Here is a 26,480-nt window from a genome sequence, read left to right on the forward strand (position 1 = left end):
AATAAATCATGAAGAAGCTCCAAGATATTCTTATCTCAACCAGGACAATGGCTGTATTGTTGCTGGTGTATGCATTTGCGATGGCTTATGCAACGTTCTTAGAAAACGACTACGGAACTCCTACAGCAAAAGCATTAATTTATGAGGCCAAGTGGTTCGAACTGATCATGGTCCTGCTCATTCTTAACTTCATAGGAAATATCGGAAGATACAGACTATGGAAAAGAGAGAAATGGCCGGTTCTTGTGTTTCACCTAGCCTTTATCTTTATTTTTATCGGTGGTGCCATCACAAGATACATCAGTTTTGAGGGTACTATGCACATCAGAGAAGGTGAAACTTCAAACGAGATCGTAACGGATAAAAATTTCTTTAAAATTCAGATCGAAGAGAAAGGTGATGTGCTGAATTATCAGGATGTTCCTTATCTGATGTCTCCTTTGAACAAAGATTTAAAAGCAACGTATGACTTCCACGGAAAAGAAGTGAAAGTGTTTGCTAAAGAATACATTCAAAGAAAAAAAGACAGCCTTGTGGCTGAGCCAAACGGTGCAGAATATCTTCATCTGGTATCTACCGGAAACACCGGAAGACAGAACATTTACATCAAACCGGGTGAGACAAAATCGATCAACGGGACTTTGGTGACTTTCAACAGAGCGATTGAAGGAGCGGTTGAATTCAAAAATGAAGGAGGAAAATTATTCATCAAAACTCCGGTGGATGCAAGCTATATGACCATGGCTACTCAGGCAACAGGAAGCACTGTGAAAAATGAGTTCCAGCCTTTGGCATTGAGAAGCTTATATACCATCAACGAACTGAAGCTTGTAGTACCTGAAGGTCTTAAAAAAGGAAGACTGATCGCGATTGAAGGAGACAGAAAGAAAGATGCTAACGTTCCTGATATGCTTCAGATTGAGCTTCAGGGCCCAAAAACAAAGCAATTGGTAGACCTTTCTGTTGAAAAAGGAAATCCTAATGCCTACAAGCAGGTGACTATGGATGGTTTAAACATCATGGTTGGATTCGGACCTAAAGTATACAATACTCCTTTCGCGTTGAAGCTGGATGACTTTATTATGGAAACTTATCCTGGAAGCTCATCTCCAAGTGCTTATGAAAGCCATGTGAAGATCATTGATGAGGGTAAAGAAACTCCTTATAAAATCTATATGAACCACGTTCTTAACCATAAAGGATACCGTTTCTTCCAGTCAAGTTTTGATCCGGACAGAATGGGAACAGTTCTTTCTGTAAACCACGATTATTGGGGAACTTTGATTTCTTATATCGGATACGGACTTTTATTCTTAGGAATGTTTGTGATCTTCTTCTGGAAAGGAACTCACTTCTGGAAACTGAATAAAATGCTGATTGATGCAAACAAAAAGAAAACAAAAGCAGCAACAATACTTTTAGTTTTTTTAAGCTTAGGATTGAACGCACAAAAAATCGAAACTCACGGAACTACGGACGGAAGCAGAGAACACATTCATGTGGAAGGTGATAATCATACCCACGCTCCGGCTCCGTCTGCTCAACCGCTTGATGCTGCTGCTCCAAAGCAGAATTCTCTGGCTACTCCAATGGGTAAAATGAGATCTATCACTCCGGATGAAATCATTGCCAGAAACAAAATCAGTAAAGAACATGCTGATAAATTCGGATATCTTTTGGTGCAAAGTTTTGAAGGAAGAATTGTTCCTATCAATACAGAAGCATTGGATGTTTTAAGAAAATTATACAAAAAAGACGAGTTTAAAGGAACAGACGGAAAGTATCTTACAGCTAACCAATGGTTTCTTTCAATCAATACAGACACACCAAGCTGGACTATGGTTCCGATGATCAAAGTGGGAACGAAAGGAGGTGATGAACTGAAAAATAAAACAAAGGCAGATGAAGACGGGTATACTTCACTGATGAACCTTTTCCCGGCTGATGCCAATGGTAATCTGACTTATATCTTAGAGCATGATTATAATACGGCATTCCGTAAAAAACCAGCTGAGCAAACGAACTACGATAAAGAAGTAATTGCTGTAAATGAGAGAGTGCAGATCTTCAATGAGTTCTTCAGCGGTCAGTTTATGAGAATTGTTCCTGTGAAAAATGATGCCAACCACACATGGCATTCATGGTTAGATCAGAAATTTGAACCGGATATGGAATCTCAGCAGGTGATGGGACCTTATTTCGCTGAAGCGCTTACCGCACAGAAAACCGGAGATTGGAGTAAAGCGGATGCTGAGTTAGCGAAGCTTTCAGAATACCAGCAGAAATGGGGTAAGGCGGTAGTTCCTGCAAAATCTAAAGTTGATCTTGAGGTTTTCATGAATAAAGCAGATATTAACTTTAAACTATTGATTTTCTACACTATTATCGGAGGGCTTCTTTTAATCTTAGGATTCGTTGAGCTGTTTAAATCCAATAAAGTTTTAAATAAAATCATTAAAGTAATCATTGCGGTTGGTTTAGTAGGATATCTTTGCCATTTCTTAGGACTTGTAGCAAGATGGTATATCTCAGGACACGCACCTTGGAGTAACGGATATGAAGCTATTATCTTCATCTCTTGGGTAGGTATTACAGCAGGTTTATTATTATACAGAAATTCCAATGCATTAATTCCTGCAGCCGGGTTTATGGTGGCTGTTATTATGATGGGATTTGCTCACGGAGGTTCAGCACTTGATCCGCAGATCACTCCGCTTGTTCCGGTATTGAAATCTTATTGGTTAATTGTTCACGTAGCAATTATTACATCCAGTTATGGATTCTTCGCACTGTCGATGATCATTGCTGTAATTTCATTGGTATTCTATATTATATCCAATAAAGAAACTTATAAAATTCACCACGATACCACATTAAAGGAATTGGTAATTGTTTCTGAAATGTCATTAACCATCGGATTGTTTGCATTAACAGTAGGAAACTTCTTAGGAGGAATCTGGGCAAACGAATCATGGGGAAGATACTGGAGCTGGGACCCGAAAGAAACATGGGCGTTCATCTCCATCATGGTATATGCATTTGTACTGCACATGAGATTAGTACCTGGATTGAGAAGCAGATGGGCATTCCACGTAGCAACGATGTTTGCATTCTGCTCAATGGTAATGACTTATTTTGGAGTAAATTATTATTTAAGCGGACTTCACTCTTATGCAGCGGGAGATCCGGTACCAGTACCAGCTTGGGTATATATCGGAATCTCTACAATGATCATCTTATCAGCTGTTTCTTATATGAAGTTTAAAGCTTTAACAAAGAAATAAAGATCTGAATATAAAATTAAAATCCTGGAATTTACTTTCCGGGATTTTTTTATTTCTATTGTTTTAGCATTAGGGTGAGCTGTTTTAACGCTAAGGTTCGCAATGATTTTTATGATGATAAATATCGTTCGCAAAGGCGTTTCACTCAGCAAAGAAATTACTGATCTTAGCTAAGTGAAGCGGCTTTGCGAACAAAAATATAATGGATCCTAATAAATTAACCTCGTGAACCTTGCGTTAGTTAAAAATACCCGCACTTCGCACCTCGAAACCCGAAATCTGCACCTCATTCAAAAAAAATCAAAATTGATCATTTGTAATTCAAAATTTATCACCATCTTTATGATATCAAAACAATATCAAATTAAAATTAAATCATGGAAAAAACATTAAAACCCATGTCGGGTTATCTTACACTGGTCATCTGCCTTGCCTTGTTTGTGGCAGCAGTTTACTTTTTTGTTAGTGGAGTAGATCAAAGTATAGCCTATGTGGTTATTGCCATGCTTTGCTTTCTTCTTTCCTGCTTTTTCTTAAAAGGCTTAATGATTATCCAGCCGAATCACTCAAGAGTGCTGAACTTTTTTGGAAAATATGTTGGGAGTGTAAAAGAGAACGGATTATTCTTCATCAATCCTTTGTATTCATCACAGAAAATATCTTTACGTTCTGAGAATTTACAGGGACAGACTTTGAAAGTAAATGATAAAATGGGAAATCCAATTGAAATTGCGGTTGTCATTGTATGGAAAGTGGGAGATACTTATAAAGCAGCTTTTGATGTGGAGCGCTATTCTGATTTCGTGAAAATGCAGAGTGAAGCAGCAGTACGTCATTTGGCAATGAGTTTTCCTTATGATAATTTAGAAGATGATCATGCTCCGATTACGTTGAGAGAAGGTGGAGATAAAATCAATTCTATTTTGGAGCAGGAACTTACAGACCGTCTTTCAAAAGCAGGAATTGTGATTCAGGAGGCCAGGATTTCGCATTTGGCTTATGCTTCGGAAATTGCAGGTGCTATGCTTCAGAGACAGCAGGCAACGGCTATTGTAGCGGCAAGAACCAAGATTGTGGAAGGAGCTGTAGGAATGGTAGACCTTGCATTGAAAAAGCTTTCAGAAGAGAATATTGTTGAGCTTGATGATGAAAGAAAAGCAGCAATGGTAAGCAATTTAATGGTGGTTCTTTGCGGAGAAAAAGCTGCAACACCGGTATTAAATGCAGGAACACTTTATAATTAAAAGTGAAAAATACAAGTAGATTGTAGTGTGTATATTTCTACACTACAATAGTCAGAATAATGTTAGAGAATTTAGAAAATGAAATCAGAAAAAGCTCAGAACTCTTCAGAAAACAAAAGCAAAAAATCTTTTGTGATAAGAATAGATGAGTCTACTTATAAACTCCTCGAAAAGTGGGCCAATGATGACTTCAGAAGTGTAAACGGACAGATAGAATACCTGTTGCATCAGAGCCTGGTTAATGCAGGGAGGAAGAAGAAAGAGTAGTTTGAAAAAGATGAATTGTGAAGTATACATGCTATTTTCAGGGAATATAGCTGTTGAAAGACGGTACTTCTTCTCTTTTTGAAATTACAGAAAATATAAAAAAGGATTCTTTTTTTAGCTTTTCAATAAATAAATAACAATTCAATTAACCTTATACCAAAAAAGAAAGCAGAGAAATTTTCTCTGCTTTTTTATTTTATACAACTTTGAAGACTATCTGCTCCAACGTAGAATATGACGAGCCAAATCAAGCCTTTAATGGTAAAGAAAGCAAGTCCTGCCCATCCCACACGCTTGAACCACTTCTTAAGCTTTGAGTTATTTTCTTGTGAATTTTCCATTGGTGATTATCAAAATGATTACCCTGCAAAGATAAGCATGTTTATAATTAGTCCAAATAAAAAACGTATTAAAAATTAAAGTTTTGAGGTTCACATAATATTTTTATCTTTAGAGAGAACGAAAAGTAAGATTTTATGTCAAAAAAAGTAAAGGATTTCGGAATCGAAAAAACGCTTAAAAATTTAGGTATTAAAGAAGAGAACAAAGGTACCTCAACAGGCGGTAAATATTTCGCTTCAGGAAAGGTGATAGAAAGCATTTCTCCTGTGGACGGAAAGTTGATCGCTAAAGTAAAAACTTCCGGAGAAAGTGATTATGACAAAGTAATTGAAACGGCTCAAAAGGCGTTTCAGGAATTCAGACTGATCCCGGCTCCCAAAAGAGGAGAGATCGTAAGACAGCTGGGCTTAAAATTAAGAGAATATAAAGATGATCTTGGTAAACTTGTTTCTTACGAAATGGGTAAGTCATTACAAGAAGGGCTTGGAGAAGTTCAGGAGATGATTGACATCTGCGACTTCGCTGTAGGGCTTTCAAGACAGCTTCAGGGGTACACCATGCACTCTGAAAGACCTGGTCACAGAATGTATGAGCAATACCATCCGCTGGGAGTTGTAGGAATCATTACTGCATTCAACTTCCCGGTAGCTGTTTGGTCCTGGAATACAGCATTGGCTTGGATCTGTGGTAACGTTACCATCTGGAAGCCATCTGAAAAGACACCGCTTTGTGCTATCTCATGCCAGAATATCATGATGGAAGTTATAAAGGAAAATAATCTTCCTGAAGGACTTTCAAGTGTATTGGTATCAGACCACGAAATCGGACAGAAATTAGTAGATGATAAAAGAGTGGCCCTTGTTTCTTTCACAGGATCTACAAGAGTAGGAAGAATGGTTTCTTCTAAAGTGGCAGAAAGATTCGGGAAATCTATCCTTGAATTAGGTGGAAACAACGCGATTATCATTACAAAAGAAGCTGATATTGATATGTCTATCATTGGAGCAGTTTTCGGAGCGGTAGGAACTGCAGGTCAGAGATGTACTTCAACAAGAAGACTGATTATCCACGAAAGTGTATACAATGAAGTGAAAACAAGATTAACAAAAGCTTACGGGCAGCTGAAAATCGGAAATCCATTGGATGAAAATAATCACGTAGGTCCTCTGATTGATACAGATGCTGTAAACCAATACGAAGAAGCCATCAAGAAATGTAAAAAAGAAGGTGGAAAATTCGTTGTTGAAGGCGGAGTTTTAACCGGAAAAGACTATGAATCCGGATGCTATGTGAAGCCTTGTGTTGCAGAAGTGAAAAACTCTTATGAGATTGTTCAGCATGAAACATTTGCCCCTATATTATATCTGATCAAGTACAAAACACTGGAAGAAGCTATCGCAATTCAGAACGATGTTCCACAAGGATTATCTTCCGCGATCATGACCCAGAACTTAAGAGAAGCAGAATTATTCCTTTCTCACGCAGGTTCAGATTGTGGTATTGCCAACGTAAATATCGGAACTTCCGGTGCTGAAATTGGTGGAGCTTTCGGTGGTGAAAAGGAAACCGGAGGAGGAAGAGAGTCTGGATCAGACGCCTGGAAATACTATATGAGAAGACAAACCAATACTATCAATTATACTGCACAACTTCCTTTAGCACAAGGAATTAAATTTGATTTATAAAAGCTTTACTTAAAGCACTCAAAAAACATAAAACTTAATAACCTGAATGATTAAATGCTTCATTCTTTGGATCATTTAATCATTCATTTATTAAATCACACAACAATTTATTATGGAACAGACATTAGATATAAAAGCAAATAAAGTAAAAGAAACAGTAGGAAGACATGTGTTGGCAGACGGTTTTGATTTTGTGATGGATATTGAAAAATCACACGGATCATGGCTTTATGATAAATTGACAGACAAGGAGTACCTGGATATGTTCTCTATGTTTGCATCAGCATCTATCGGATACAATCACCCTTATCTTTTAGAAAGATCAGAATGGCTGGGAAGAATGGCTGTAAATAAGCCTACTCTGGCTGACGTTTACTCTGAAGAATATGCTCATTTCCTTGAAGTATTCGAAAGAGTGGTTATCCCTGAAGAATTACAATATGCTTTCTTTATTGAAGGCGGATCTCTGGGCGTTGAAAATGCTATGAAAGCATGCTTCGACTGGAAAACGCGCAAAAACTTTGCAAAAGGACTAGATACAGAAGCAGGAATCTGCATTCACTTCAAACAGGCTTTCCACGGAAGAAGCGGTTATACTTTGAGCTTAACCAATACTTCTGACCCAAGAAAGTACCAATATTTCCCAATGTTCAACTGGCCGAGAATTTTAAACCCGAAATTAAAGTTCCCGATTACAGAAGAAAACCTTGAAGAAACAATCAAAAATGAAAACCTTGCTTTACTTCAGATTGAAGAGGCTATCCTGATGCACCCTGATAAAGTGGCCTGTATCATCATAGAACCTATTCAGGCAGAAGGAGGTGACAATCATTTCAGAGACGAATTCCTTTTGGGATTAAGAAGAATCTGTGATGACAACGAAATCTTACTTATTTTTGATGAAGTTCAGACAGGGATTGCCATTACAGGAAAAATGTGGGCATTCCAGCACTTTACAGCAAAGCCGGACATCATTTCTTTCGGGAAAAAAGCGCAGGTTTGTGGTGTTTTAGCCAATAAAGAAAAATTTGATGAAGTTCCGAATAATGTTTTCAGAGAAAGCTCAAGAATCAATTCTACATTCGGAGGAAACTTTATTGATATGCTTCGTTTTCAGCTGGTAATGGAAGTGATTGAAAAAGAGAACCTTGTGGAGAATGCAAGAGTAGTGGGAGATTTCTTATTGGAAAGCTTGAAAGCGCTTGCTGAAAAATATCCTGAAAAAATTTCGAATGCAAGAGGAAGAGGCTTGATGTGTGCCGTTGACCTGCCATCTGCCGAACAGAGAAATCACCTGATGAACGAGCTTTTCAAGGATGGATTAATCATTCTTCCATGTGGAGATCAGTCCCTTCGTTTCAGACCTCATTTGAATGTGACAAAGGAAGAAATTCAACTTGCTTTAAATAAAATTGAAAATAATATTAATAAAATTTAAAACACGGGATTTGTAATTTTAAAAAAAACATCGTACATTTAGATACTCAAACAATTAGAATATGGAAAGAAGTACGAGAGTATCAGTTTATGAAAGTGATAACCCTTCAGAAATTCAGTTGGTTAAATCTAAATTGGATGACGCGCAAATTACAAACACCGTTGAAAATAACTATCTTACGTTTACCACAACTCCAACAGCCACTTCGCTGAAGGTAATGGTAGATCTGGAAGAAGAAAAAAAAGCATTTGAAATTATTGATGCTTACCTTCAACAAAGTGAAAATCAATAAACAATTTCATAATTTTAAATTTTACTACTTCGAACCGAAAATTAATTAAGATTAATTTTCGGTTTTTTAATTAATTACGAACCAAAAGATTATTGATTTCATTATTAGTTATTCTGATTTTTAATCATTCAATCTTTTAATTTTTTTAAATCAACTTTACAACATGAATCCAGAGATCAAACTAAGAAAATCGGAAATTGAAGACAGAAACAGGATTTGGGAAATTATCCAGCAATCTATTGAAAGAAGAAGACAAGACGGAAGCACCCAATGGCAGAACGGATACCCTAACCTGGGAACGGTGGAAAGTGATATTGCCAAAGGTTTCGGACATGTTTTGACAGTAGACGGAGAAATTGCAGTGTATGGAGCTTTGATTCTGAATGATGAACCTGCTTATAGTACCATTGAAGGAGCATGGCTGAGCGACGGTGAATTTGTAGTGGTTCACAGAGTGGCTGTAGATGAAAAATTTGCAGGACAGGGAATGGTGAAGAAATTTTTTGACCACATTGAAGAATTCACTAAATCCCATGACATTCAGAGTATTAAAGTAGATACCAACCATGATAATATTGCCATGTTGAAAATCCTTGAAGGAAGAGGGTATTCCTATTGTGGAGAGGTTCTTTTAAGAGACGGTATGAGAAAAGCTTTTGAGAAGATTATAATTTAAGTGAAAAGTTAAATCATCTTTCATTGAATTTTTAAACCGGCTTGTATTTATAAACTCTATCGGGTTTGTTCGTTTGGTTCTGAACTAATTTTTACTTTTGTTCAAATTTTTATATATGCACCAGAGTATAGAAATTGATGAGAAAATTTTTCAGGATGCCGTAAGATTTTATGGCACCGTGTTCAGCTTACCCCCTTTAGCATCAAAAATCTATTCCTACCTTCTTTTTGACTATGAGAAAGTAGGAATTACTTTTGACGAATTTGTGGAAGTGCTCTCCGCGAGCAAAAGCTCCGTTTCTACCAGTATTTCATTATTGTTAAATGCTCAGCTTATTGTTGATCATAACAAAATGGATGAACGGAAGCGGTATTTTTTCATCAATGATGAATACAAAAAAATACGATTCGAGAAAATTGTCCAGAAAATGCAGGACGAATTGAAGCTATTAGATGATTTAAACAATTTTAAAACAAGTAAAGACGATGGATACAATGAAAGAATAGAAGTTTACAAAGCACTCTTAAACAAAAACATAGAAAATATACAGGAATCTCTTAATAAACTATAAAATGAATAATAAGCTAGTTATACTTTCCATTGCAGCGCTTTCCCTGACTGCCTGCAAAAAAGAAGCTCCGAAACAGGATGGTGCCAAGCCATATCCTGTTGTTTCCGTGGAGTCAAAAAATATAGTGGGTTATCAGACGTTTCCGGCTACCATCCAGGGTAGGGTAAACAATGATGTACGTGCAAAAATACAGGGATATATTACACAGGTATTGGTGGATGAAGGACAATATGTTACAAAAGGACAGCCTTTGTTCCGTTTGGAAACCAATATTCTGAACGAAAATGCGGCCGCTTCCAAGGCAGGAATTGGTGCTGCTGAATCCAGTATTGCTGCTGCCCAGGCTTCTGTAAATGCTGCTCAGGTTGAAGTAAACAAACTAAAACCTCTGGTTCAGAAAAATATCATCAGCAACGTACAGCTGCAGACTGCTCAGGCTCAATTGGCTCAGGCTCAGGCTCAGCTACAACAGGCCAATGCTTCCAAAAGACAGGCACAAGCCAATTATAAAGGAGTAGAAGCCAATATCGAATATTCCATCATTCGTGCACCTATTTCAGGGGTGATCGGAAGACTTCCGTTAAAAGTAGGAAGTTTGGTAGGGCCGTCTGATCAGACGGCTCTGACAACAATTTCTGATACTTCTGAGATCTATGCTTACTTTGCAATGAATGAAAAAGAGTATTTTGATTTCCTTGAAAAATCTCCTGGAGCTTCTATGCCTGAGAAAATCAAAAACTTACCGATGGTTGAGCTTCAGCTTGCTAACGGAAGTCTTTATCCTGAAAAAGGTAAAATTGAGGCTATTACCGGACAAATTGATCCTACAACAGGGACTATTCAGTTCAGAGTTGCGTTCTCGAATGCTCAGAAATTATTAAGTAACGGTAACAGTGGAACGATCAGATTCCCTCAACGATATGATAATGTTCTTGTAGTGCCTGAAAGTGCTACTTACGAACAGCAAGGTATTGTTTATGTATACAAAGTAGAAAAAGGAGATACGGCGAGAAATGTTGTTGTCAATGTTATTGACAGAATCGACAATTTAGCACTTATCAAATCTGGAGTTAACAAAGGTGAAACAGTTATTGCAGCTGGTATCGGAGGTTTGAAACCGGGAACAGCCGTAAAACCAAAGCCGGTTAAAATGGATAGTCTTGTTCAATCAATAAAACCGAAATTCTAATGATAAAAAATTTTATTAACAGACCGGTTTTATCTACCGTAATCTCAATCCTGATTGTGATTCTCGGTGTGTTGGGACTGATCTCGTTACCGGTTACACAGTATCCGGATATTGCACCACCTACAGTGAGTGTTTCCGCAAACTATACGGGAGCCAATGCTGAGACGGTGATGAAAAGTGTAGTAGTGCCTTTGGAAGAACAGATCAACGGGGTGGAAGGTATGGATTATATCACTTCCAGTGCCGGAAATGACGGTTCTGCTCAAATCCAGGTTTTCTTCAAGCAAGGAATAGATCCGGATATTGCAGCGGTAAACGTACAGAACCGTGTGGCCAGAGCAACGCCTCTTCTACCATCCGAAGTAACCCGTTCAGGGGTTGTAACCCAGAAGCAGCAGACCAGTGCCCTGATGTATATGTCTTTCTATTCTGAAAATAAAGATCTGGATGACGTATATCTTCAGAACTTTTTGAATATCAACATTATTCCGAACCTAAAAAGGGTAAATGGTGTAGGGGATGCCAACGTTTTCGGAGGTAAAAACTACTCCATGAGAATCTGGCTGGATCCTGCAAAAATGGCTGCCTACAGCGTAACTCCTACCGATGTTACCAATGCGATCAACGAGCAGAGTAGAGAAGCAGCAGCGGGTTCTATCGGACAAAACAGCGGAAGTTCTTTTGAATATATCATCAAATACGTAGGTAAATTCAACGATAAAGAACAGTACGATAATATCATCATCAAATCTCTTGCAAACGGACAAAACCTGATGCTGAAAGACGTTGCTAAGGTAGAACTGGCAGGACAGTCTTATACAGGAATCGGGGAGAACGGAAACAATCCTTCCATCAGTATGGGGATCTTCCAGACTCCGGGATCCAATGCACAGGAGATTATTAAAAATATCAAAGCCTATCTGAAATCAGCCGAAGGAACTTTTCCAAAAGGGGTAAAGTATACTTTCAACTTTGATACCAACGAATTCCTGGAAGCTTCTATTGAAAAGGTAGTACATACCCTGATCGAAGCCTTTATTCTGGTATTTATTGTGGTATATATTTTCCTTCAGGACTTCAGATCTACGCTGATTCCGGCTATTGCAGTTCCGGTATCTATTGTAGGGGCTTTCTTCTTCCTGAATCTCTTCGGATATTCATTAAACCTCTTGACCTTATTTGCATTGGTACTGGCGATTGGTATTGTAGTGGATGATGCCATTGTCGTCGTCGAGGCCGTTCATGCCAAGATGGAGCATGGTATTTCGGATGCTAAAAAAGCAACGGTGGAAGCGATGGATGAGATTACAGGAGCTATTATCTCTATTACGTTGGTAATGGCAGCAGTATTTATCCCGGTGACGTTCATTACAGGTCCTACTGGGGTATTCTACCAGCAGTTTGGTATCACGCTGATTATAGCCATTATCATTTCTGCTATTAATGCATTAACGTTGAGTCCGGTTTTATGTTCATTATTCTTAAAACCTCACGCAGAGCATCATAAAGAGTATAAAAACTTAAACCTGTTACAGAAGTTTTTCTACAAGTTTAATATTGCTTTTAAAACAACTACTGAACGTTACGGAAGAGGATTTGTATTCCTTTTAAGACATAAGTGGGTAACCCTTATTATTTTCGCTGTTACCGGAGGGATCTTATTCTGGGCAAGCAGCAGTATGAAGAAAGGGTTTGTACCTACAGAAGACAGAGGGATTATCTTTACAGATGTTCAGCTTCCTCCGGGAGCTTCTATGGAAAGAACTTACAACGCATTGAAAACGCTTCAGGCGAAAGCACTGAAAGTTCCGGGTGTACAGAATGTAACGATTTCAACAGGTAGAGGATTCTTATCCGGAAACGGAAGTAACAACGGTCTTGCCTTTGTTAAACTGAAACCATTTGAAGAAAGAAAAAAAGACGGACAGACTTCTGAAGATATCACCAAAAAATTATTTGGAATTGTAGGAGCTGTTCCTGATGCTAAAGTAGTATTCTTCCAGCCGCCAAGTGTACCGGGATTTGGTAACAGTGCAGGTTTTGAAATGGTATTGCTGGACAAGTCAGGTGGGGAATATGCAGACCTGGATAATAAAACCAATGAATTCATCGGTAAGCTGATGCAGAGACCGGAAATTCAGTTTGCGCAGACTTCATTCAATACTAAATACCCTCAATATCAGATGGAAATTAATGTTCCGCTGAGCAAACAGCTTGGAGTTTCTGTCAATGACATCCTTGCAACCATGCAGGGATATATCGGAGGTATTTATACTGCCGACTTTACCAAGTATGGAAAACAGTTCAGAGTGATGGTTCAGGCTCTTCCTGAAAACAGAAAAAATATTGAAAATCTGAATCAGCTCTACGTAAGAACAGGATCAGGGATCATGTCTCCGATCTCACAGTTTGTAACATTGACAAAAGCATACGGACCACAATCTGTAAGCCGTTATAACCTCTTTACTTCAGTAAAAGTGACAGGTGCGAACTCTGACGGATACAGTTCCGGGGACGCGATTGCAGCAGTACAGCAGGTAGCTGATGAAACCCTGAATCAAAACTATGCCGTTGAATTTACGGGGTTGACCAGAGAAGAATTAAACTCAGGATCTCAGACCCTTCTGATTTTCGGGCTAAGTTTGATCTTCGTTTACTTTATCCTTTCTGCACAGTATGAAAGTTATATCCTTCCGCTGATCGTTATTATTTCTCTTCCTCTTGGGGTAATGGGAGCTTATTTCGGACAGAAGATCATGGGACTGGAGAATAATATTTATTTCCAGATTGCCCTGATCATGCTCGTGGGATTATTGGCGAAAAATGCGATCCTTATTGTCGAATTTGCTGTTCAAAGGAGACATCATGGAGAAACCATTGTAATGTCAGCCATCAATGCAGCGAAAGCAAGGGTGAGACCTATTCTAATGACCTCATTCGCCTTTATTTTCGGTTTATTGCCGTTGGTTCTGGCCAGTGGAATCGGAGCAGTAGGGAACAGATCTATCGCTACGGGTGCGGCTATCGGACTATTGATAGGAACTGTTTTGGGATTATTTGTAATTCCGGTTCTGTATGTGATCTTTGAAACACTGCAGGAAAAAATTAAACCTATCAAAAAAGAAGATATCAATTTAGCAGAATAAAATTAATTAGAGAAGCTGGAAGTTAGATCTTAGACAATTATTCTAAAACCATATCTAACTTCCGGTCTCTTACATCTAATTTCTAATTTTTTATAATGAAGAGTTTATTAAACATCATAAAAGGAATCACTTTTTCAGTTTTCATACTCGGGGCCATTTCATCCTGTATGGCAAGAAAAGAATATGAAAGACCGAAGAACGTGGTAGACGAAAAACTGTTTCGTACAGATATGCTTCCTTCAGACAGTACTAATATTGCGAATGTTTCCTGGAAAGAAATTTTTACAGATCCCTTGCTGCAAGGACATATTTCTAAGGCTTTAGAAAATAATCTTGATATAAGAATTGCATTACAGAGCATTAATTCTGCAGAAGCTTATCTTAAGCAGAGTAAAGCAGCATATGCCCCAACTGTTACAGTAGGACCCGGTTATACTTTCCAGACTCAGTCTTTGAATACCCAAACCGGGAGACTATTCGGGGACAGAAGATACATTAATCAGCTTGATATTACTGCAAGTATAGGTTGGGAGGCTGATATCTGGGGAAAACTGAAAGCTCAGGAAAAAGCTCAGTTAGCAACTTATTTGGGAACAGTGGCAGCACATAAAGCCGTTAAAAGTGACCTTGTTTCTTCCATTGCTTCTGCATATTATCAATTGCTGACTTTTGACGCGCAAAAAAGAATCATCAATGAAACGATTGCTGTTCGTGAGAAAAATCTTGAGACCACAAAAGCTTTAAAAGTTTCAGGAACTGTTACAGAAGTAGCAGTACAGCAGAGTGAGGCTCTCGTTTTCAATGCGAAATCTATGCTGATTGATATTGATACCCAGATCCAGCTTTTGGAAAATACAATAAGCCTGCTTATGGGAGAGCCCTCGCATACGATTGAAAGATCAACATTGGAATCTCAAAATGTTCCTATTGACTTAAAATTAGGATATCCTGCCCAATTATTGGCCAATCGTCCTGATGTCATGAGAGCGGAATATAACCTAATGAATGCTTTCGAGCTTACCAACTCGGCAAAAGCGCAGTTTTATCCAACGTTGAAGATTACTGGAAGTGGAGGAATTCAGTCTCTTGATATTGATCACTTATTCAGTGTAAATTCATTGTTTGCAAGTGTTATAGGAGGACTGGCCCAGCCTATTTTAAACAAAAGAACGATCAAAACAAATTATGAGGTGAGTCTTGCCAATCAGGAAACTGCTTATCTTAACTTCAGAAAAACCGTTCTTACTGCTGGTAAAGAAGTTTCAGATGCTATCAGGGTTTTCTCTGTGCAGGATTCATTTATTGAATTAAAACAACATGAGCTGGATGCCTACAAAAAATCGGTTGATTATTCTCAGGAACTGGTGAACTATGGTATGGCCAACTATCTTGAAGTGTTGAATGCAAGTGTGAATTCACTGAATGCTGAACTTAACATCTCGAATGCCCGATACAGTAAAATGAAAGCTGCCGTAGAGCTTTATCAGGCTTTAGGCGGAGGTTGGAAATAAACGCATTTTGTAATTTAATATCATAAAAACGTATGTCAGTAATGGCATACGTTTTTTGATTATTGATCATGCTAAAATGATTAAATAGATAAAACCAATTTGTATAAATGTATTTAACTACGTAGTTTTATACTTTAAAATTCAAGCGCTATGAAATTGCAGATACAACCCATAGGAAATTCTTATTCGGAACAGGCGATTGACCTGATTTTGAATATCCAGCAGAAGGAGTTTAATATTCCGATCACCATTAAAGATCAGCCTGATCTTTTACAGATTGAAAGTTTTTACACAGAAGCAGGAGGCAACTTTTGGGGCGCGTTTGTAGATGGTGAGCTGGTAGGTTCTATTGCACTGGTTAAGTTTGATGAAAGGGTAGGAGCGATCAGAAAAATGTTTGTTAAAAAGGAATTCAGAGGCAAAGAACTGAATATTGCCCAAGAACTACTGGAAGTTTTAATTTCTTTCTGCCGCGAAAACGGAATTGATGATTTATATTTAGGAACCATAACGGTACTGAAAGCTGCACAGCGTTTCTATGAAAGGAATCAGTTTGTGAAGATTGAAAAAGGAAACCTCCCTGTAAAATTTCCTTTGATGAGTGCTGATGATATTTTTTACCATTTAAATATTGCCTGAATATGAATGTAATCAACGAAGCAGGAATTCTTGCCATATCAACCAGATTGCACCGTTTGAGTGAACAACTGAGGAAAGATGGAGCGCTTATCTATAAAGCATTCGGAATTGATTTTGAACTGAAATGGTTTCCGGTAATCTTTACCATTTATAAAAAAGAGATAGCAAGCGTTGTCGAAATTGCCAATGAAATAGGGTATACTCATCCATCCACTATCACCCTACTCAAAGAACTCGAAAAACTGGAGCTGATACAATGGGAAAAAGACAAGCAGGACGAACGTAAAAGACTTTTTAAACTCACTTCAAAAGGGCAGGAGCTCATTGAAAAAATGAAACCGGTTTGGGAGTTGATGTCACAGATTTTAGGTGATATTGCTGACAATAACAACAATCTGCTTACTGCTATTGATGAAGCGGAAGAGAAAATTGCAAGCCAGTCTTTTTATCAGAGAGCGCTGCAGGTGAAGAACTGGAAATAAGTAGATTTTAGTTATATAAAAAAACAGTTGTACAAATGATATAGCTGTTTTTATTCTATAATAATATCAAGTGATTCTTTGAAAGGATGTATACTTTTCAGATATTCTTTGTCTTGTTCCGTTAATTCATTTGTTCCAAGAGAAATATCTTCCCAAACTTTTTCATCTTGGTGTTTAAGAGCAAATTCAATGGATTCAATTTTGATTTTTTTATTAAGTCCCAGTATTCTCAAATCTATTCGTTGGCCTTCCCTGATTTCCCCCTCTATAATTTGTCCTATCAAGAAAAACTGCCTTCCTGTAATCTGAATAGTATCGTTAAGCTTAAATTGGGCAACAATTAAATGATGCCAGCTATATCCGCAAAATCTGCATTGCTTTGCATGTGGAGTACGGGCAAGTTTGTCACATTTCGGACAATTATTAAAAAAAACTTTTTCAGGAGTTTCAGTCATTACACGCGTTACAATGTTTTGTTTAAAGACCTCATAACTATTTTCTAATAGATTTGTGATTTCAGGGTTGGAACTTATCCAGCCTTTATCTATCATTATCTTTCTGAATTGTGGATTTTCATTACTCTTGAAAGAAGACATTTGATGTTTTAGGGCTAACTTTTCATTTTTAGTCATTAAGTTACCGAAATAGTTGATAATATAATCTGTGGTTTCCTGGTCCATATCTAATTGAAAAGAGTTAAATGATTTTAAATGTCTAATGTATTATTTATTTCTTTAAAATAATCATATAATATAAAAGAACCCGCCAAATTCTGGCGGGTTCTTTGAATTCATTATTGAAATGAAATTATATTAGAATCTTAAAGTCGCTGCAACAGACCAGGTTCTTCCAAAACCAAGGAATCCTGTATTACCATCAGCAATACCCTGATAAACTCTACCTGTTTCCTGGTACGTTTTTCCGGCATTTGGACCGCTGGCAATTTTGTCACCTGCAAAAATATTGGAGCTTAATTCAGAAATATAATATTTATTGAATAAGTTGTATACATTCGCTCTCAATGTTAAAGACTTTTTCGCATCAAGTGTGAATTTGTAAGAAGCACCTACGTCAAATAAATTATAACTTGGCAATTTTACAATTCCTTTTTCTCTTGCAGCCTCAGTAAGGAAATTGATTGGGTTAAACTGTGCATACAGCTTGTCATAATATTCCCAGTTAGCATCAATACTGAAAGCTTTGGTAATGCTATAATCAACTCCCAGACTTGCTGTAGTTTGTGCAGCATCTCCAACTTTTAAATCTTTGATGTTGATAACTCCTGTAGCTCCGGCAACTTCCTGATTGTTTTGAACATCAAGAATGTTGAAATTGGCGTTTCCTTTGTACTTCCAGTTCCCTAATGATAACATCCCTCTCAGCCTAAGGTTAGCAAATGGTCTTGCCTTCGCTTCCAATTCAACACCCTGGTGTATTTGTCCAACATTCAGAGCGTTGTAGAAATAAGCATTTCCAAGTTGCAATTGAGAGAAGTTAGCTACATCTGCAGCTCCTGCATTAAAAGTTCTTGAAATAAATCTGTCATCCCACTGCGTTCTGTACGCATTGATATTTACATCTACATAACGGGATTTGAAACCATATCCTAACTCTACAGAGAAAATTCTTTCATTCTTTGCATCGTTGTAAATATTCTGGTTGGAAGGGAACAGCGCGTTGAATAATGGCTGTCTTGAAATAACTCCTGTATTGAAAAATACATTATGGTGTTCATCTATATTATAGTTGGCACCACCTTTTACAATATAACCCGTTTTATGGTACCATTTTGTTTCCTGGTTTCCTGGAGTATACAGCATATAGTCTCTTCTTTTGTAGTACTGTTCAGAAACTGATCCCTGAACGGATGCACTTAGTTTTTCAGAGCTGTATTCAACCATTCCGTATACACCTGCCCATTTTACCAGACCTTCGTTGTGGACAGATACTTTTTGAGCATCTTTAAGTTTAGTAAGAGGCTCCGGTTTTACCGTATTGTTGATATAGTATCCTTTTGGAGCATTTGCCGTACTGGAAACAAATAGTGCATCAGATCCCAACATATCGGTTACAATATCATAAAGTGCCCCTTTGTAAGTTTTAAGATCGATACCTCCGTTAAAGGTCCAGTTATTTTTTTTGTAATTAAGGTCTGCAATTACTCCATACCAGTCATGAGCATTGATACTTTGCTTTCTTACGATACCGCTGGTTCCGTTTAGCGTAGCTACATATTGTCCGTTATAATCACCAGGAGATCCTGCAGGAGCAGTAAAGGTCGATTTCTGGAAAGTGTTTCCGTTATAATCGGTTACCATACCCCCTCTGTTATATCTGTAAATCATATCCCAGTTGATCGTACCGTCTCCGCCTGCACCGTAATTCATGAAATTCATGGTCTGGCCGCTGCCGTTTTTGATAGAACCGTTCAGTCCGGTACCACCGCCTCCACGTCCCCATGAACCATAAAGAACGGTAGATAACTTCAGGTTATCATTCATTGTCCAGTCCCAGTTCAATGATGCAATAGGCTTATGATAGAAGTTAGGAGCCAAATTAAATTGAGAACCATTTAACATTCCTGTCTGAGGGTTGTATCTTCTTCCATAAGTATCCAGTTGCTGTAGAGTAGCTACATTCGCTCCGGTTGCAGAAGACCTTCTTGTATCATGTACCTGAGGTGCTCCGGTTGCGATTAAATTGAATGCATGTTTTTCATTAGGCTTAAATCCTGTTGAGAAAAACCAGGAATAACCTTCTCCTTTCGTTCCATTGATATAACCATCACCTTGCCAACGGGAAAGCAATACAGTTGTTCCCCATTTGTTTTTTAGCCCGGAAGAGTACATCGCAGATATTCTGGAGTAGTTATCATTACCTACTTCTCCTTTGATCATTGCTTTCTGCTCAGAATCGGTAGCTTTGGTCACAATATTGATGGTTCCCCCTACAGAAGGAACTACAAATTTGGATGCTCCCAAACCTCTCTGGATCTGAATGTTGCTCGCGATATCTGCCAACCCGGTCCAGTTAGACCAGTATACAGTACCTCCCTGCATATCATTCACGGGCTGTCCGTTGATGATCACTGCAATGTTAGCCCCATCAAAACCTCTCATGTTGATTCTGCTGTCTCCAAAACCTCCACCCACTTTGGTCACATACACGGATGGGGTAGACTTCATAATCTCAGGAAATTCTCTGTTTCCCAGCTTCTCCTGAATTTCCGCTGCCTTGATGGTGGAAACTGCAACAGGAGTTTTTCTTTCTTTGGCTGTTTGGGAAAGGTTTCTACCTACCAACATCACCTCATCAAGAGATTTTGATTTCTCTAAAGAATCCTTCGTACTCTGCCCGTAATAAAGGGCGGCCGTTGGTAAAACAAGCGCTATAAATAGTCGCTTTTTAAAAATAATGCTCATGAAATAAACTAGCGTTTTTGAATTTAAGGCTGCAAAGATGGATATTTATTTTTTAATAAAGTATTAAATCTTTGTTACGTGATTTCATAAAGCATGAGGATATTCTATTATTGCTCGTTTTTTTGTGTGTATTAATTAATTCAGTTCATTAATTTACAATTTGTTATAGAAGTGAATTATTATAAAACAGAATATATATTAGATGCATAAAATAATTATGTGCTTCATTATATTTTTCATTACGGTGGCTGTTGTTTGTTTAAAATATTCTAATTATTCATTGATTTGATGATATAACATTTGGTAATTGACTAGAGTCATAAACTTTATACTGTTGTTTTGATACCTTGTATTATTATTTATTTAAAACCGTGATTATTATGAAAAAGAATTTTTTTGAAAGGTTTTCAGATCGTGTTGTCTGTATTACCGGAAGTCCCGGGGCTTTTGTCGGTGTAAGTCTTCTTGTTGTTATCTGGGCAGTTTGCGGACCTATTTTTAACTATTCCGAAACCTGGCAGCTGGTTATCAATACCGGTACTACTATTATAACTTTCCTGATGGTGTTTCTGATTCAAAAGACTCAGAATAAAGATTCAAAAGCAATTCAGATAAAACTGAATGAGCTTATAGCATCCTATGAAAAAGCCAGCAACCGGCTGGTTGATATTGAAGATTTAACGGAAGAAGAACTGGACCAGCTTCATAAGTATTATGAAAAATTAGGTAAGCTTTCCAATGAATCAAAGCCATCCTCAAATTCTGCAGGACAGCAGCACCGATATAAATAATCAGTTGCTTCCGGAATAGGAAATTATTTAACGTATCAGAGGATATCTGCAAATATTGAATAACTATGAAAAATCTACAACTCAAAGACAAATCTGTCCTCATTACAGGAGCAGACAGCGGAATTGGTAAGGCAATAGCACTTTTATTTGCTAAAGAAGGAGCTAATATTGCATTTATACACTATCATGATGCTAAAGATGCCCAAAAAACAAGCAAAGAAATTGAAGAGCTGGGAAAAAAGGTTCTTTCGTTTGAAGGAGATATTAATGATAGTAAATTCTGTGAATCCGTTGTTGATGAGGTTGCTTCCGGATTTGGGGGAATAGATATCCTGATTAATAACGCCGGAACTCAGTTTCCCTCTGATACTATAGAAAATCTTCAGGAAGAAAATATCCGTAAGACCTTTAATTCAAATATTATCGGGATGATGCTATTGACAAAAGCCGTATTTCCCCACTTAAAAAAAGGCGATGTTATTATCAATACAACTTCTGCAACCGCTTATTTGGGGCACGAAGAATTACTTGATTATTCTGCAACCAAAGGAGCTATAGTTTCTTTTACCCGTTCACTGGCACTTCAGGCTAAACCCCAGGGGATACGTGTAAATGCTGTAGCACCCGGCCCGGTAGCAACACCGCTTACAGAAAAAACATTCGGAGAAGAAGATGAAGATACGGATAAGCCGCCCCTGGAGCGTAATGCTTCCACAGAAGAAGTGGCTGCAAGCTTTTTATTTCTTGCTACAGATGCTTCAGCACAGATAACGGGGCAGGTTCTTCATCCAAATGGTGGCTTAATTGTTAACGGTTAAAAAGACTGGATATGAATGGGGTTATTATTCAGTTTTTCCATTGGTATCATCCGGGAAATCTTTGGAATGAATTTATTGAAAAAGCAGAATATCTGAGGAATTTGGGATTTACTGCCGTATGGCTTCCTCCAGCTAACAAATGCAGTCTGAACATTGAAGGCCGTGGCTATGATGTCTATGATCTTTATGATCTGGGAGAATTTGATCAGAAAGGAAGTATACCTACCCGGTATGGTACAAAAGCAGAATATTTACTGGCAATACAAAAAGCCCATGAACTGGGAATGGCTGTATATGCAGATATTGTTTTAAACCACAGGATGGGAGGCGATGAAGAAGAAAAGATTATGGTACACCAGCTGAACGAAGAAAACCGTAATGAGAGAATTGCTGAGAACTTAGAAGTTACAGCATATACAAGGTTTATTTTTCCAGGAAGAAAAGGGGTTTATTCAAATTTTATCTGGAATCATCAATGCTTCAGCGGTATTGATTATGTCATCAAAGAAGGAGAGGAGCTAAAAGGTGTTTTTAAAATCCATAATGAATATGGTGAAGAGTGGACAGATGCTGTAAGCCATCAGTTGGGTAACTATGACTATCTGATGGGTGCTGATATAGAATACCGTAATCCTTATGTAGTAGAGGAAATGAAAAAGTGGATCAAATGGTATATGGATACCACGAAAGTTGATGGGATTAGGCTGGATGCTTTAAAGCACATTTCTTCAGATTTCCTGAAAGAATGGATCTTTTATATTAAAACAGAATTGAATCCTGATTGCTATATTCTGGGAGAATTCTGGAAAGACGAAGCAGAAAAAATTGAATATTTTTCAGATAAAATGGATGGTCTTATCTCTTGTTTTGATGCCCCGCTGCATTATAATTTTTTCAAGGCCTCAAAAGAAGGAAAAAAATATGATCTGAGCCAGATTCTAAAAGGGAGCTTTCTGGAAAAGAAACCCGTATTTTCAGTTTCTTTTGTAGAAAACCATGACACACAACAGCTCCAGGCACTTGAATCTTCAGTGGAAGATTGGTTTAAGCCTATAGCATATGCAATTATTCTCCTTTCTGATGAGGCTTATCCCTGTGTTTTCTATCCGGATCTTTTTGGAGCAGAATATATCGATGTAAGAGAAGATCAGGAAATACATATTATCATATCAAAAGTGGAGGAGCTTCCCAGCCTTCTTGAAGTGAGAAAACGTTTTGCTTACGGTAAACAGATCGATTATTTTGATCATCCCAACTGTGTGGCTTTTGTACGGACCGGAAATGAAAAGCATCCGGGATGTATTGTGATTATGTCTAATAGTGATGAGGGCTTCAAAGAAATAGAATTGGGAAAAGAGCATGCAGATTCAACCTATATTGATTTCTTAAAGAATCGCCATGAAGAAATTCATACTGATGAAAATGGAAAAGCCATATTTTGTGTCAATCCGGGATCTGTAAGCGTGTGGGTAAAGAAATATAAGCCTTAAAATAACTATACTCTCAAGAATTTTAGATACCACATCTCAGCATTTAAGGCAAAAATGGTCTTATAGTTGCAGATTTATCACCAATCAAACACTAAATTATTATATTATGGAAACTAAAACAGCAGCCAAAAAATCACCGGCTAAAAAAACAACACCCGCGAAAACATCTGCAAAAACCCCCGCTAAAAAAAATGCAGCCAAAAGTTTGGAAGATCTTTTTGAAGATTCACTGAAAGATATTTATTGGGCTGAAAAAGCACTGTTGAAGGCACTGCCGGCAATGATGAAAAATGCTACCAGTGAAAAACTTAAAACAGCTATTGACAAGCATATTACTGAAACGGAAGGTCATGTTGAAAGACTGGAAGAATGTTTTAAAGCCTTAGGAAAAAAAGCCCAGGCAAAGAAATGCGATGCCATGCAGGGATTATTGGATGAAGGAAAAAGTATCCTGGAAGAGACAGAGCCGGGAGCAGTAAGAGATGCAGGAATCATTGCAGCGGCACAAAAAGTTGAGCATTACGAAATCGCCACATACGGTACCCTTGCAGCTTTTGCAAAAGTATTGAAAGAGGAGGATTGCCTTAAACATCTTTTAAGCACATTGGAAGAAGAGAAAAAATGTGATGAGTTGTTAACAAAAGTTGCGGATACCAATCTCAACAGCAAAGCAATGTAAAAAAGTATGTATTCATTATAAAAAAGGAGGCCAAATTTATTTTTGGTCTCCTTTTTTATTGTGGAAATCTCAGGGGATTTTAAAAAAGCTGTTTTAGCTTTTGGGTGATTTTGTATCAATTTTAATATATTTGTAGATATTATTTGTATCAATCTGACTTTCTCCTATAACGTACAATTCAAAGAACAATAAAAACGGATCCGGTAAAAAATCTCAGGAAAACCGAACGCAAGTAACAGCTGTTGTGCTTAAAGAGAAATATAATTCAGGTATTTAAAAAATTAAAAAATATGACCCAGCTCAGTTTGTTCGATTCAGAAGACTTGTACGAATTTCCAAAAGATCTTCTGGAATACAGAGAACATTTCCTGACTCAGGAAGAAGCTGACCGGCTTAAAGCCCAACTGCTTGAAACAGCTCCCTGGAAACAAAGAACCCAGAAAATGTATGATAAGATGGTGCTGACACCGCGCTTAACGGCATGGTATGGTGATCAGGAAAATGCTTATCCTTCGGGTAACGGAGAGCTGGAGACCAATCCATGGACTCCCGAACTTCTTTCTTTAAGGCAAAGAATAGAAAAAACATTTGGCTATCAGTTCAATTCCGTATTGCTTAATCTTTACCGGGATCAAAACGACTCTGTTGCCTGGCATCGGGATAAAGAAAGCAGGTATGGAAACCGCCCGGTGATTGCATCAATAAGTTTAGGACAGACCAGAAACTTTGATTTCCGGAAGAAAGATCATCATCAAAGTAAATACAGCCTTCCTCTTCCTCACGGTTCATTACTGATTATGAAAGGAGATCTGCAGGAGAACTGGGAACATCGGATTGCTAAATCTGTAACCTCGATGAAAGAGCGTATCAATCTTACTTTTCGGCTGGTTCGTCAGTTGTAGGATGTTAATTCATAATGTTTTATGATGAATGAAGTGTATTTACAATATCTCTTTGGCAGATAAATTGTTGCATGTATAAAAGAAGTCTTATTGGCTTCATTTATATCACCACTTAAAATTTATTATTATGAAAAATATTGTAGTAACACTTTTTGCGGTGGCTGCTTTGACGGCCTGCAAAAAAAATGAACCCACATCGTCCAGCCAATCCACGGAAAGCACAACAATGTCTCCTCCTGCCGAATCCGGAATGACGGCAAGTGACTCCACCAAAATGGGAGAATCAAAAGTCCCAACCACTTCTCTCAATGATCAGGATAAAAAGTTTGCAGATGCAGCAGCAAAAGGAGGACTTATGGAAGTGATGATGGGAGATCTGGCAGCAACAAATGCTGAAAATGCTGCCGTAAAATCTTTAGGAGCTATGATGGTAACAGATCATACCAAGGCGAACGATGAGCTTAAGAAATGGGCTTCGGGAACAGGGTATACCTTACCTGCAGGCCTGGATGCTGAAAAGCAGAAGATGTATGATGATCTGAAAGCCAAAAAAGGAAAAGACTTTGATAAAAAGTATACCGATCTTATGGTCAGTGATCATAAAGAAGACATAGAAGAATTCAAAAAAGAAGCCGCGGAAGGAAAAGAATCTTCTCTGAAATCCTTTGCAAGTAAGACGCTTCCTACATTGGAGCATCATCTGAAAGAATCGGAAAAAGCTAAAAATGCTGTGAAATAATATGACCTGCATCATAAAAAGGACACAGGATATTTGATAATTTTGAAAAGGATTAAATATTATTTTGTTCTTGATTAATAAGCTCCTCTTTTGTAAGGGGAGTTTTTTATTAATTATTCTTTCTTTTTATATTCTTCAATTTTCTTAAACTGACTGTAAGAGCTTTTTAGGTTGCGAAGCTGTTCGGATACAATTTTATTGCTCTTTTCACTCAGATTACCGCCGCCCAGAGCATTCTGATATGTTTCTATGGCAGCTTTTTCTCCAAACACTACATTTTCCAATGTAGACTCTACAAGATTTCCCATGGTAAATGAATTTTTAATGTCAATCCATGTTCTGTGTACAGCTCCCGCTATGGAAGGTGAGTCCTCCGGAACACCCTTTTTTTCTGTAATCAGATTAACGAGCTCGTTTTTCATAATTTTTGATTGGGAAATCATATGGTCATATTCATCCTTTACATCAGGATACATTTCCCATACTTTTCCTTCAACCTTTTCAAAACCCTCAATTCTGTCATTGGTAATGTGAAGCAAGTCGTACAGTACCGATATTTCTTGCCGATTGTCCATAATATATACTTTTTAGATTAAACATAATACTGTACTAAATTATCATTTACTCAGCAGTATTTTTATAATCCTGGTCATATAGTCAGACGAATGATTTTCTTATATAAGCATATTTGTTTTTTAATAATGAAAAAATGGGTCAACAGGAATAAATAAAAGTCAGATGTTCTTTCTTTTTAAGGAAAAAAACAGGACCTTTGCTCCAACAATGGGGTGCTGCTGGTAACAGTGGCTGAGATGATACCCAGGAATGTACTTCCACACCTGATCTGGATAATACCAGCGTAGGGATTGCTTA

The 26,480-nt window shown here is 37.7% G+C and carries 22 protein-coding genes; 19 read left to right on the forward strand and 3 right to left on the reverse strand.

Annotation, left to right across the window (positions count from 1 at the left end):
• Positions 1–8 precede the first annotated feature (8 nt).
• The 13 genes from ccsA to FN817_RS03690 all read left to right on the forward strand — a co-directional run bounded on the left by ccsA (position 9) and on the right by FN817_RS03690 (position 16,766).
• Entirely contained in the window at positions 9–3,284 is a 3,276-nt protein-coding gene (gene ccsA / locus FN817_RS03630) for a cytochrome c biogenesis protein CcsA (RefSeq protein WP_142716746.1), read from the forward strand.
• A gap of 377 nt (positions 3,285–3,661) precedes the next feature.
• Positions 3,662–4,528: an SPFH domain-containing protein gene (locus FN817_RS03635; RefSeq protein ID WP_047422804.1), complete on the forward strand. Its 867-nt coding sequence runs from the start codon at positions 3,662–3,664 to the stop codon at positions 4,526–4,528.
• 78 nt (positions 4,529–4,606) lie between these two features.
• Complete coding sequence (locus FN817_RS03640; RefSeq protein WP_047431047.1) at positions 4,607–4,795, forward strand: hypothetical protein; 189 nt, start codon at positions 4,607–4,609, stop codon at positions 4,793–4,795.
• Between the two features lie 476 nt (positions 4,796–5,271).
• The gene (gene amaB, locus FN817_RS03645) at positions 5,272–6,822 is read left to right on the forward strand and encodes an L-piperidine-6-carboxylate dehydrogenase (protein ID WP_142716747.1); all 1,551 of its coding nucleotides are present in this window, start codon (positions 5,272–5,274) and stop codon (positions 6,820–6,822) included.
• 112 nt (positions 6,823–6,934) lie between these two features.
• Entirely contained in the window at positions 6,935–8,260 is a 1,326-nt protein-coding gene (lat, locus tag FN817_RS03650; protein WP_142716748.1) for an L-lysine 6-transaminase, read from the forward strand.
• Between the two features lie 61 nt (positions 8,261–8,321).
• The gene (locus FN817_RS03655) at positions 8,322–8,552 is read left to right on the forward strand and encodes a DUF2007 domain-containing protein (protein ID WP_047422808.1); all 231 of its coding nucleotides are present in this window, start codon (positions 8,322–8,324) and stop codon (positions 8,550–8,552) included.
• A 163-nt stretch (positions 8,553–8,715) separates the two neighbouring features.
• Positions 8,716–9,228, forward strand: a complete 513-nt coding sequence (locus FN817_RS03660) for a GNAT family N-acetyltransferase (RefSeq protein WP_142716749.1) — start codon at positions 8,716–8,718, stop codon at positions 9,226–9,228.
• 115 nt (positions 9,229–9,343) lie between these two features.
• The gene (locus FN817_RS03665) at positions 9,344–9,799 is read left to right on the forward strand and encodes a transcriptional regulator (protein ID WP_047422811.1); all 456 of its coding nucleotides are present in this window, start codon (positions 9,344–9,346) and stop codon (positions 9,797–9,799) included.
• Between the two features lies 1 nt (position 9,800).
• On the forward strand, positions 9,801–10,988 hold the full coding sequence (locus FN817_RS03670; protein WP_142716750.1) for an efflux RND transporter periplasmic adaptor subunit: 1,188 nt from the start codon (positions 9,801–9,803) through the stop codon (positions 10,986–10,988).
• Positions 10,988–14,134 (forward strand): efflux RND transporter permease subunit, encoded by a 3,147-nt coding sequence (locus FN817_RS03675; RefSeq protein WP_142716751.1) that lies wholly within the window; start codon positions 10,988–10,990, stop codon positions 14,132–14,134. The genes FN817_RS03670 and FN817_RS03675 overlap by 1 nt, the downstream gene beginning before the upstream one ends.
• A 95-nt stretch (positions 14,135–14,229) precedes the next feature.
• On the forward strand, positions 14,230–15,645 hold the full coding sequence (locus FN817_RS03680; RefSeq protein ID WP_142716752.1) for an efflux transporter outer membrane subunit: 1,416 nt from the start codon (positions 14,230–14,232) through the stop codon (positions 15,643–15,645).
• A 150-nt stretch (positions 15,646–15,795) separates the two neighbouring features.
• The gene (locus FN817_RS03685) at positions 15,796–16,284 is read left to right on the forward strand and encodes a GNAT family N-acetyltransferase (RefSeq protein ID WP_142716753.1); all 489 of its coding nucleotides are present in this window, start codon (positions 15,796–15,798) and stop codon (positions 16,282–16,284) included.
• A gap of 2 nt (positions 16,285–16,286) precedes the next feature.
• Positions 16,287–16,766 carry a MarR family winged helix-turn-helix transcriptional regulator gene (locus FN817_RS03690; RefSeq protein ID WP_142716754.1) on the forward strand — a complete coding sequence of 160 codons (480 nt, stop codon included), beginning with the start codon at positions 16,287–16,289 and terminating at the stop codon, positions 16,764–16,766.
• A gap of 50 nt (positions 16,767–16,816) precedes the next feature.
• Here the strand turns inward: FN817_RS03690 and FN817_RS03695 are convergent, their stop codons facing one another.
• Positions 16,817–17,446: a hypothetical protein gene (locus tag FN817_RS03695; RefSeq protein WP_142716755.1), complete on the reverse strand. Its 630-nt coding sequence runs from the start codon at positions 17,444–17,446 to the stop codon at positions 16,817–16,819.
• A gap of 132 nt (positions 17,447–17,578) precedes the next feature.
• The gene (locus tag FN817_RS03700) at positions 17,579–20,188 is read right to left on the reverse strand and encodes a TonB-dependent receptor (RefSeq protein WP_142716756.1); all 2,610 of its coding nucleotides are present in this window, start codon (positions 20,186–20,188) and stop codon (positions 17,579–17,581) included.
• 380 nt (positions 20,189–20,568) lie between these two features.
• Between FN817_RS03700 and FN817_RS03705 the strand changes: the two genes are divergently transcribed.
• The 6 genes from FN817_RS03705 to FN817_RS03730 all read left to right on the forward strand — a co-directional run bounded on the left by FN817_RS03705 (position 20,569) and on the right by FN817_RS03730 (position 25,607).
• Positions 20,569–20,979: a low affinity iron permease family protein gene (locus tag FN817_RS03705; RefSeq protein WP_228451466.1), complete on the forward strand. Its 411-nt coding sequence runs from the start codon at positions 20,569–20,571 to the stop codon at positions 20,977–20,979.
• Positions 20,980–21,044: 65 nt separating this feature from the next.
• Positions 21,045–21,797 carry an SDR family oxidoreductase gene (locus FN817_RS03710; protein ID WP_142716757.1) on the forward strand — a complete coding sequence of 251 codons (753 nt, stop codon included), beginning with the start codon at positions 21,045–21,047 and terminating at the stop codon, positions 21,795–21,797.
• Between the two features lie 11 nt (positions 21,798–21,808).
• On the forward strand, positions 21,809–23,287 hold the full coding sequence (locus FN817_RS03715; RefSeq protein WP_142716758.1) for an alpha-amylase: 1,479 nt from the start codon (positions 21,809–21,811) through the stop codon (positions 23,285–23,287).
• Between the two features lie 106 nt (positions 23,288–23,393).
• The gene (locus FN817_RS03720) at positions 23,394–23,966 is read left to right on the forward strand and encodes a YciE/YciF ferroxidase family protein (RefSeq protein ID WP_142716759.1); all 573 of its coding nucleotides are present in this window, start codon (positions 23,394–23,396) and stop codon (positions 23,964–23,966) included.
• Positions 23,967–24,256: 290 nt separating this feature from the next.
• Positions 24,257–24,868 carry an alpha-ketoglutarate-dependent dioxygenase AlkB family protein gene (locus FN817_RS03725; RefSeq protein ID WP_142716760.1) on the forward strand — a complete coding sequence of 204 codons (612 nt, stop codon included), beginning with the start codon at positions 24,257–24,259 and terminating at the stop codon, positions 24,866–24,868.
• Between the two features lie 127 nt (positions 24,869–24,995).
• Positions 24,996–25,607: a DUF4142 domain-containing protein gene (locus FN817_RS03730; RefSeq protein ID WP_142716761.1), complete on the forward strand. Its 612-nt coding sequence runs from the start codon at positions 24,996–24,998 to the stop codon at positions 25,605–25,607.
• Between the two features lie 113 nt (positions 25,608–25,720).
• On the opposite strand, the gene FN817_RS03735 is transcribed toward FN817_RS03730, so the two are convergent.
• The gene (locus FN817_RS03735) at positions 25,721–26,182 is read right to left on the reverse strand and encodes a DUF2383 domain-containing protein (protein WP_142716762.1); all 462 of its coding nucleotides are present in this window, start codon (positions 26,180–26,182) and stop codon (positions 25,721–25,723) included.
• Positions 26,183–26,480 lie beyond the last annotated feature (298 nt).

Origin of the sequence: Chryseobacterium rhizoplanae (genome assembly GCF_900182655.1) — a bacterium.
GTDB lineage: Bacteria > Bacteroidota > Bacteroidia > Flavobacteriales > Weeksellaceae > Chryseobacterium > Chryseobacterium rhizoplanae.

Bases quoted from the DNA above. Each gene is read 5' to 3' on its own strand.
- FN817_RS03700 (WP_142716756.1), bottom strand. From the start codon at position 20,188: ATGAGCATTATTTTTAAAAAGCGACTATTTATAGCGCTTGTTTTACCA.
- FN817_RS03695 (WP_142716755.1), bottom strand. From the start codon at position 17,446: ATGGACCAGGAAACCACAGATTATATTATCAACTATTTCGGTAACTTA.
- FN817_RS03710 (WP_142716757.1), top strand. From the start codon at position 21,045: ATGAAAAATCTACAACTCAAAGACAAATCTGTCCTCATTACAGGAGCA.
- FN817_RS03720 (WP_142716759.1), top strand. From the start codon at position 23,394: ATGGAAACTAAAACAGCAGCCAAAAAATCACCGGCTAAAAAAACAACA.
- FN817_RS03725 (WP_142716760.1), top strand. From the start codon at position 24,257: ATGACCCAGCTCAGTTTGTTCGATTCAGAAGACTTGTACGAATTTCCA.
- FN817_RS03660 (WP_142716749.1), top strand. From the start codon at position 8,716: ATGAATCCAGAGATCAAACTAAGAAAATCGGAAATTGAAGACAGAAAC.
- FN817_RS03670 (WP_142716750.1), top strand. From the start codon at position 9,801: ATGAATAATAAGCTAGTTATACTTTCCATTGCAGCGCTTTCCCTGACT.
- lat (WP_142716748.1), top strand. From the start codon at position 6,935: ATGGAACAGACATTAGATATAAAAGCAAATAAAGTAAAAGAAACAGTA.
- FN817_RS03735 (WP_142716762.1), bottom strand. From the start codon at position 26,182: ATGGACAATCGGCAAGAAATATCGGTACTGTACGACTTGCTTCACATT.
- FN817_RS03705 (WP_228451466.1), top strand. From the start codon at position 20,569: ATGAAAAAGAATTTTTTTGAAAGGTTTTCAGATCGTGTTGTCTGTATT.
- FN817_RS03640 (WP_047431047.1), top strand. From the start codon at position 4,607: ATGAAATCAGAAAAAGCTCAGAACTCTTCAGAAAACAAAAGCAAAAAA.
- FN817_RS03635 (WP_047422804.1), top strand. From the start codon at position 3,662: ATGGAAAAAACATTAAAACCCATGTCGGGTTATCTTACACTGGTCATC.
- FN817_RS03685 (WP_142716753.1), top strand. From the start codon at position 15,796: ATGAAATTGCAGATACAACCCATAGGAAATTCTTATTCGGAACAGGCG.
- FN817_RS03730 (WP_142716761.1), top strand. From the start codon at position 24,996: ATGAAAAATATTGTAGTAACACTTTTTGCGGTGGCTGCTTTGACGGCC.
- FN817_RS03715 (WP_142716758.1), top strand. From the start codon at position 21,809: ATGAATGGGGTTATTATTCAGTTTTTCCATTGGTATCATCCGGGAAAT.
- FN817_RS03680 (WP_142716752.1), top strand. From the start codon at position 14,230: ATGAAGAGTTTATTAAACATCATAAAAGGAATCACTTTTTCAGTTTTC.
- FN817_RS03690 (WP_142716754.1), top strand. From the start codon at position 16,287: ATGAATGTAATCAACGAAGCAGGAATTCTTGCCATATCAACCAGATTG.
- FN817_RS03655 (WP_047422808.1), top strand. From the start codon at position 8,322: ATGGAAAGAAGTACGAGAGTATCAGTTTATGAAAGTGATAACCCTTCA.
- FN817_RS03665 (WP_047422811.1), top strand. From the start codon at position 9,344: ATGCACCAGAGTATAGAAATTGATGAGAAAATTTTTCAGGATGCCGTA.
- FN817_RS03675 (WP_142716751.1), top strand. From the start codon at position 10,988: ATGATAAAAAATTTTATTAACAGACCGGTTTTATCTACCGTAATCTCA.
- amaB (WP_142716747.1), top strand. From the start codon at position 5,272: ATGTCAAAAAAAGTAAAGGATTTCGGAATCGAAAAAACGCTTAAAAAT.
- ccsA (WP_142716746.1), top strand. From the start codon at position 9: ATGAAGAAGCTCCAAGATATTCTTATCTCAACCAGGACAATGGCTGTA.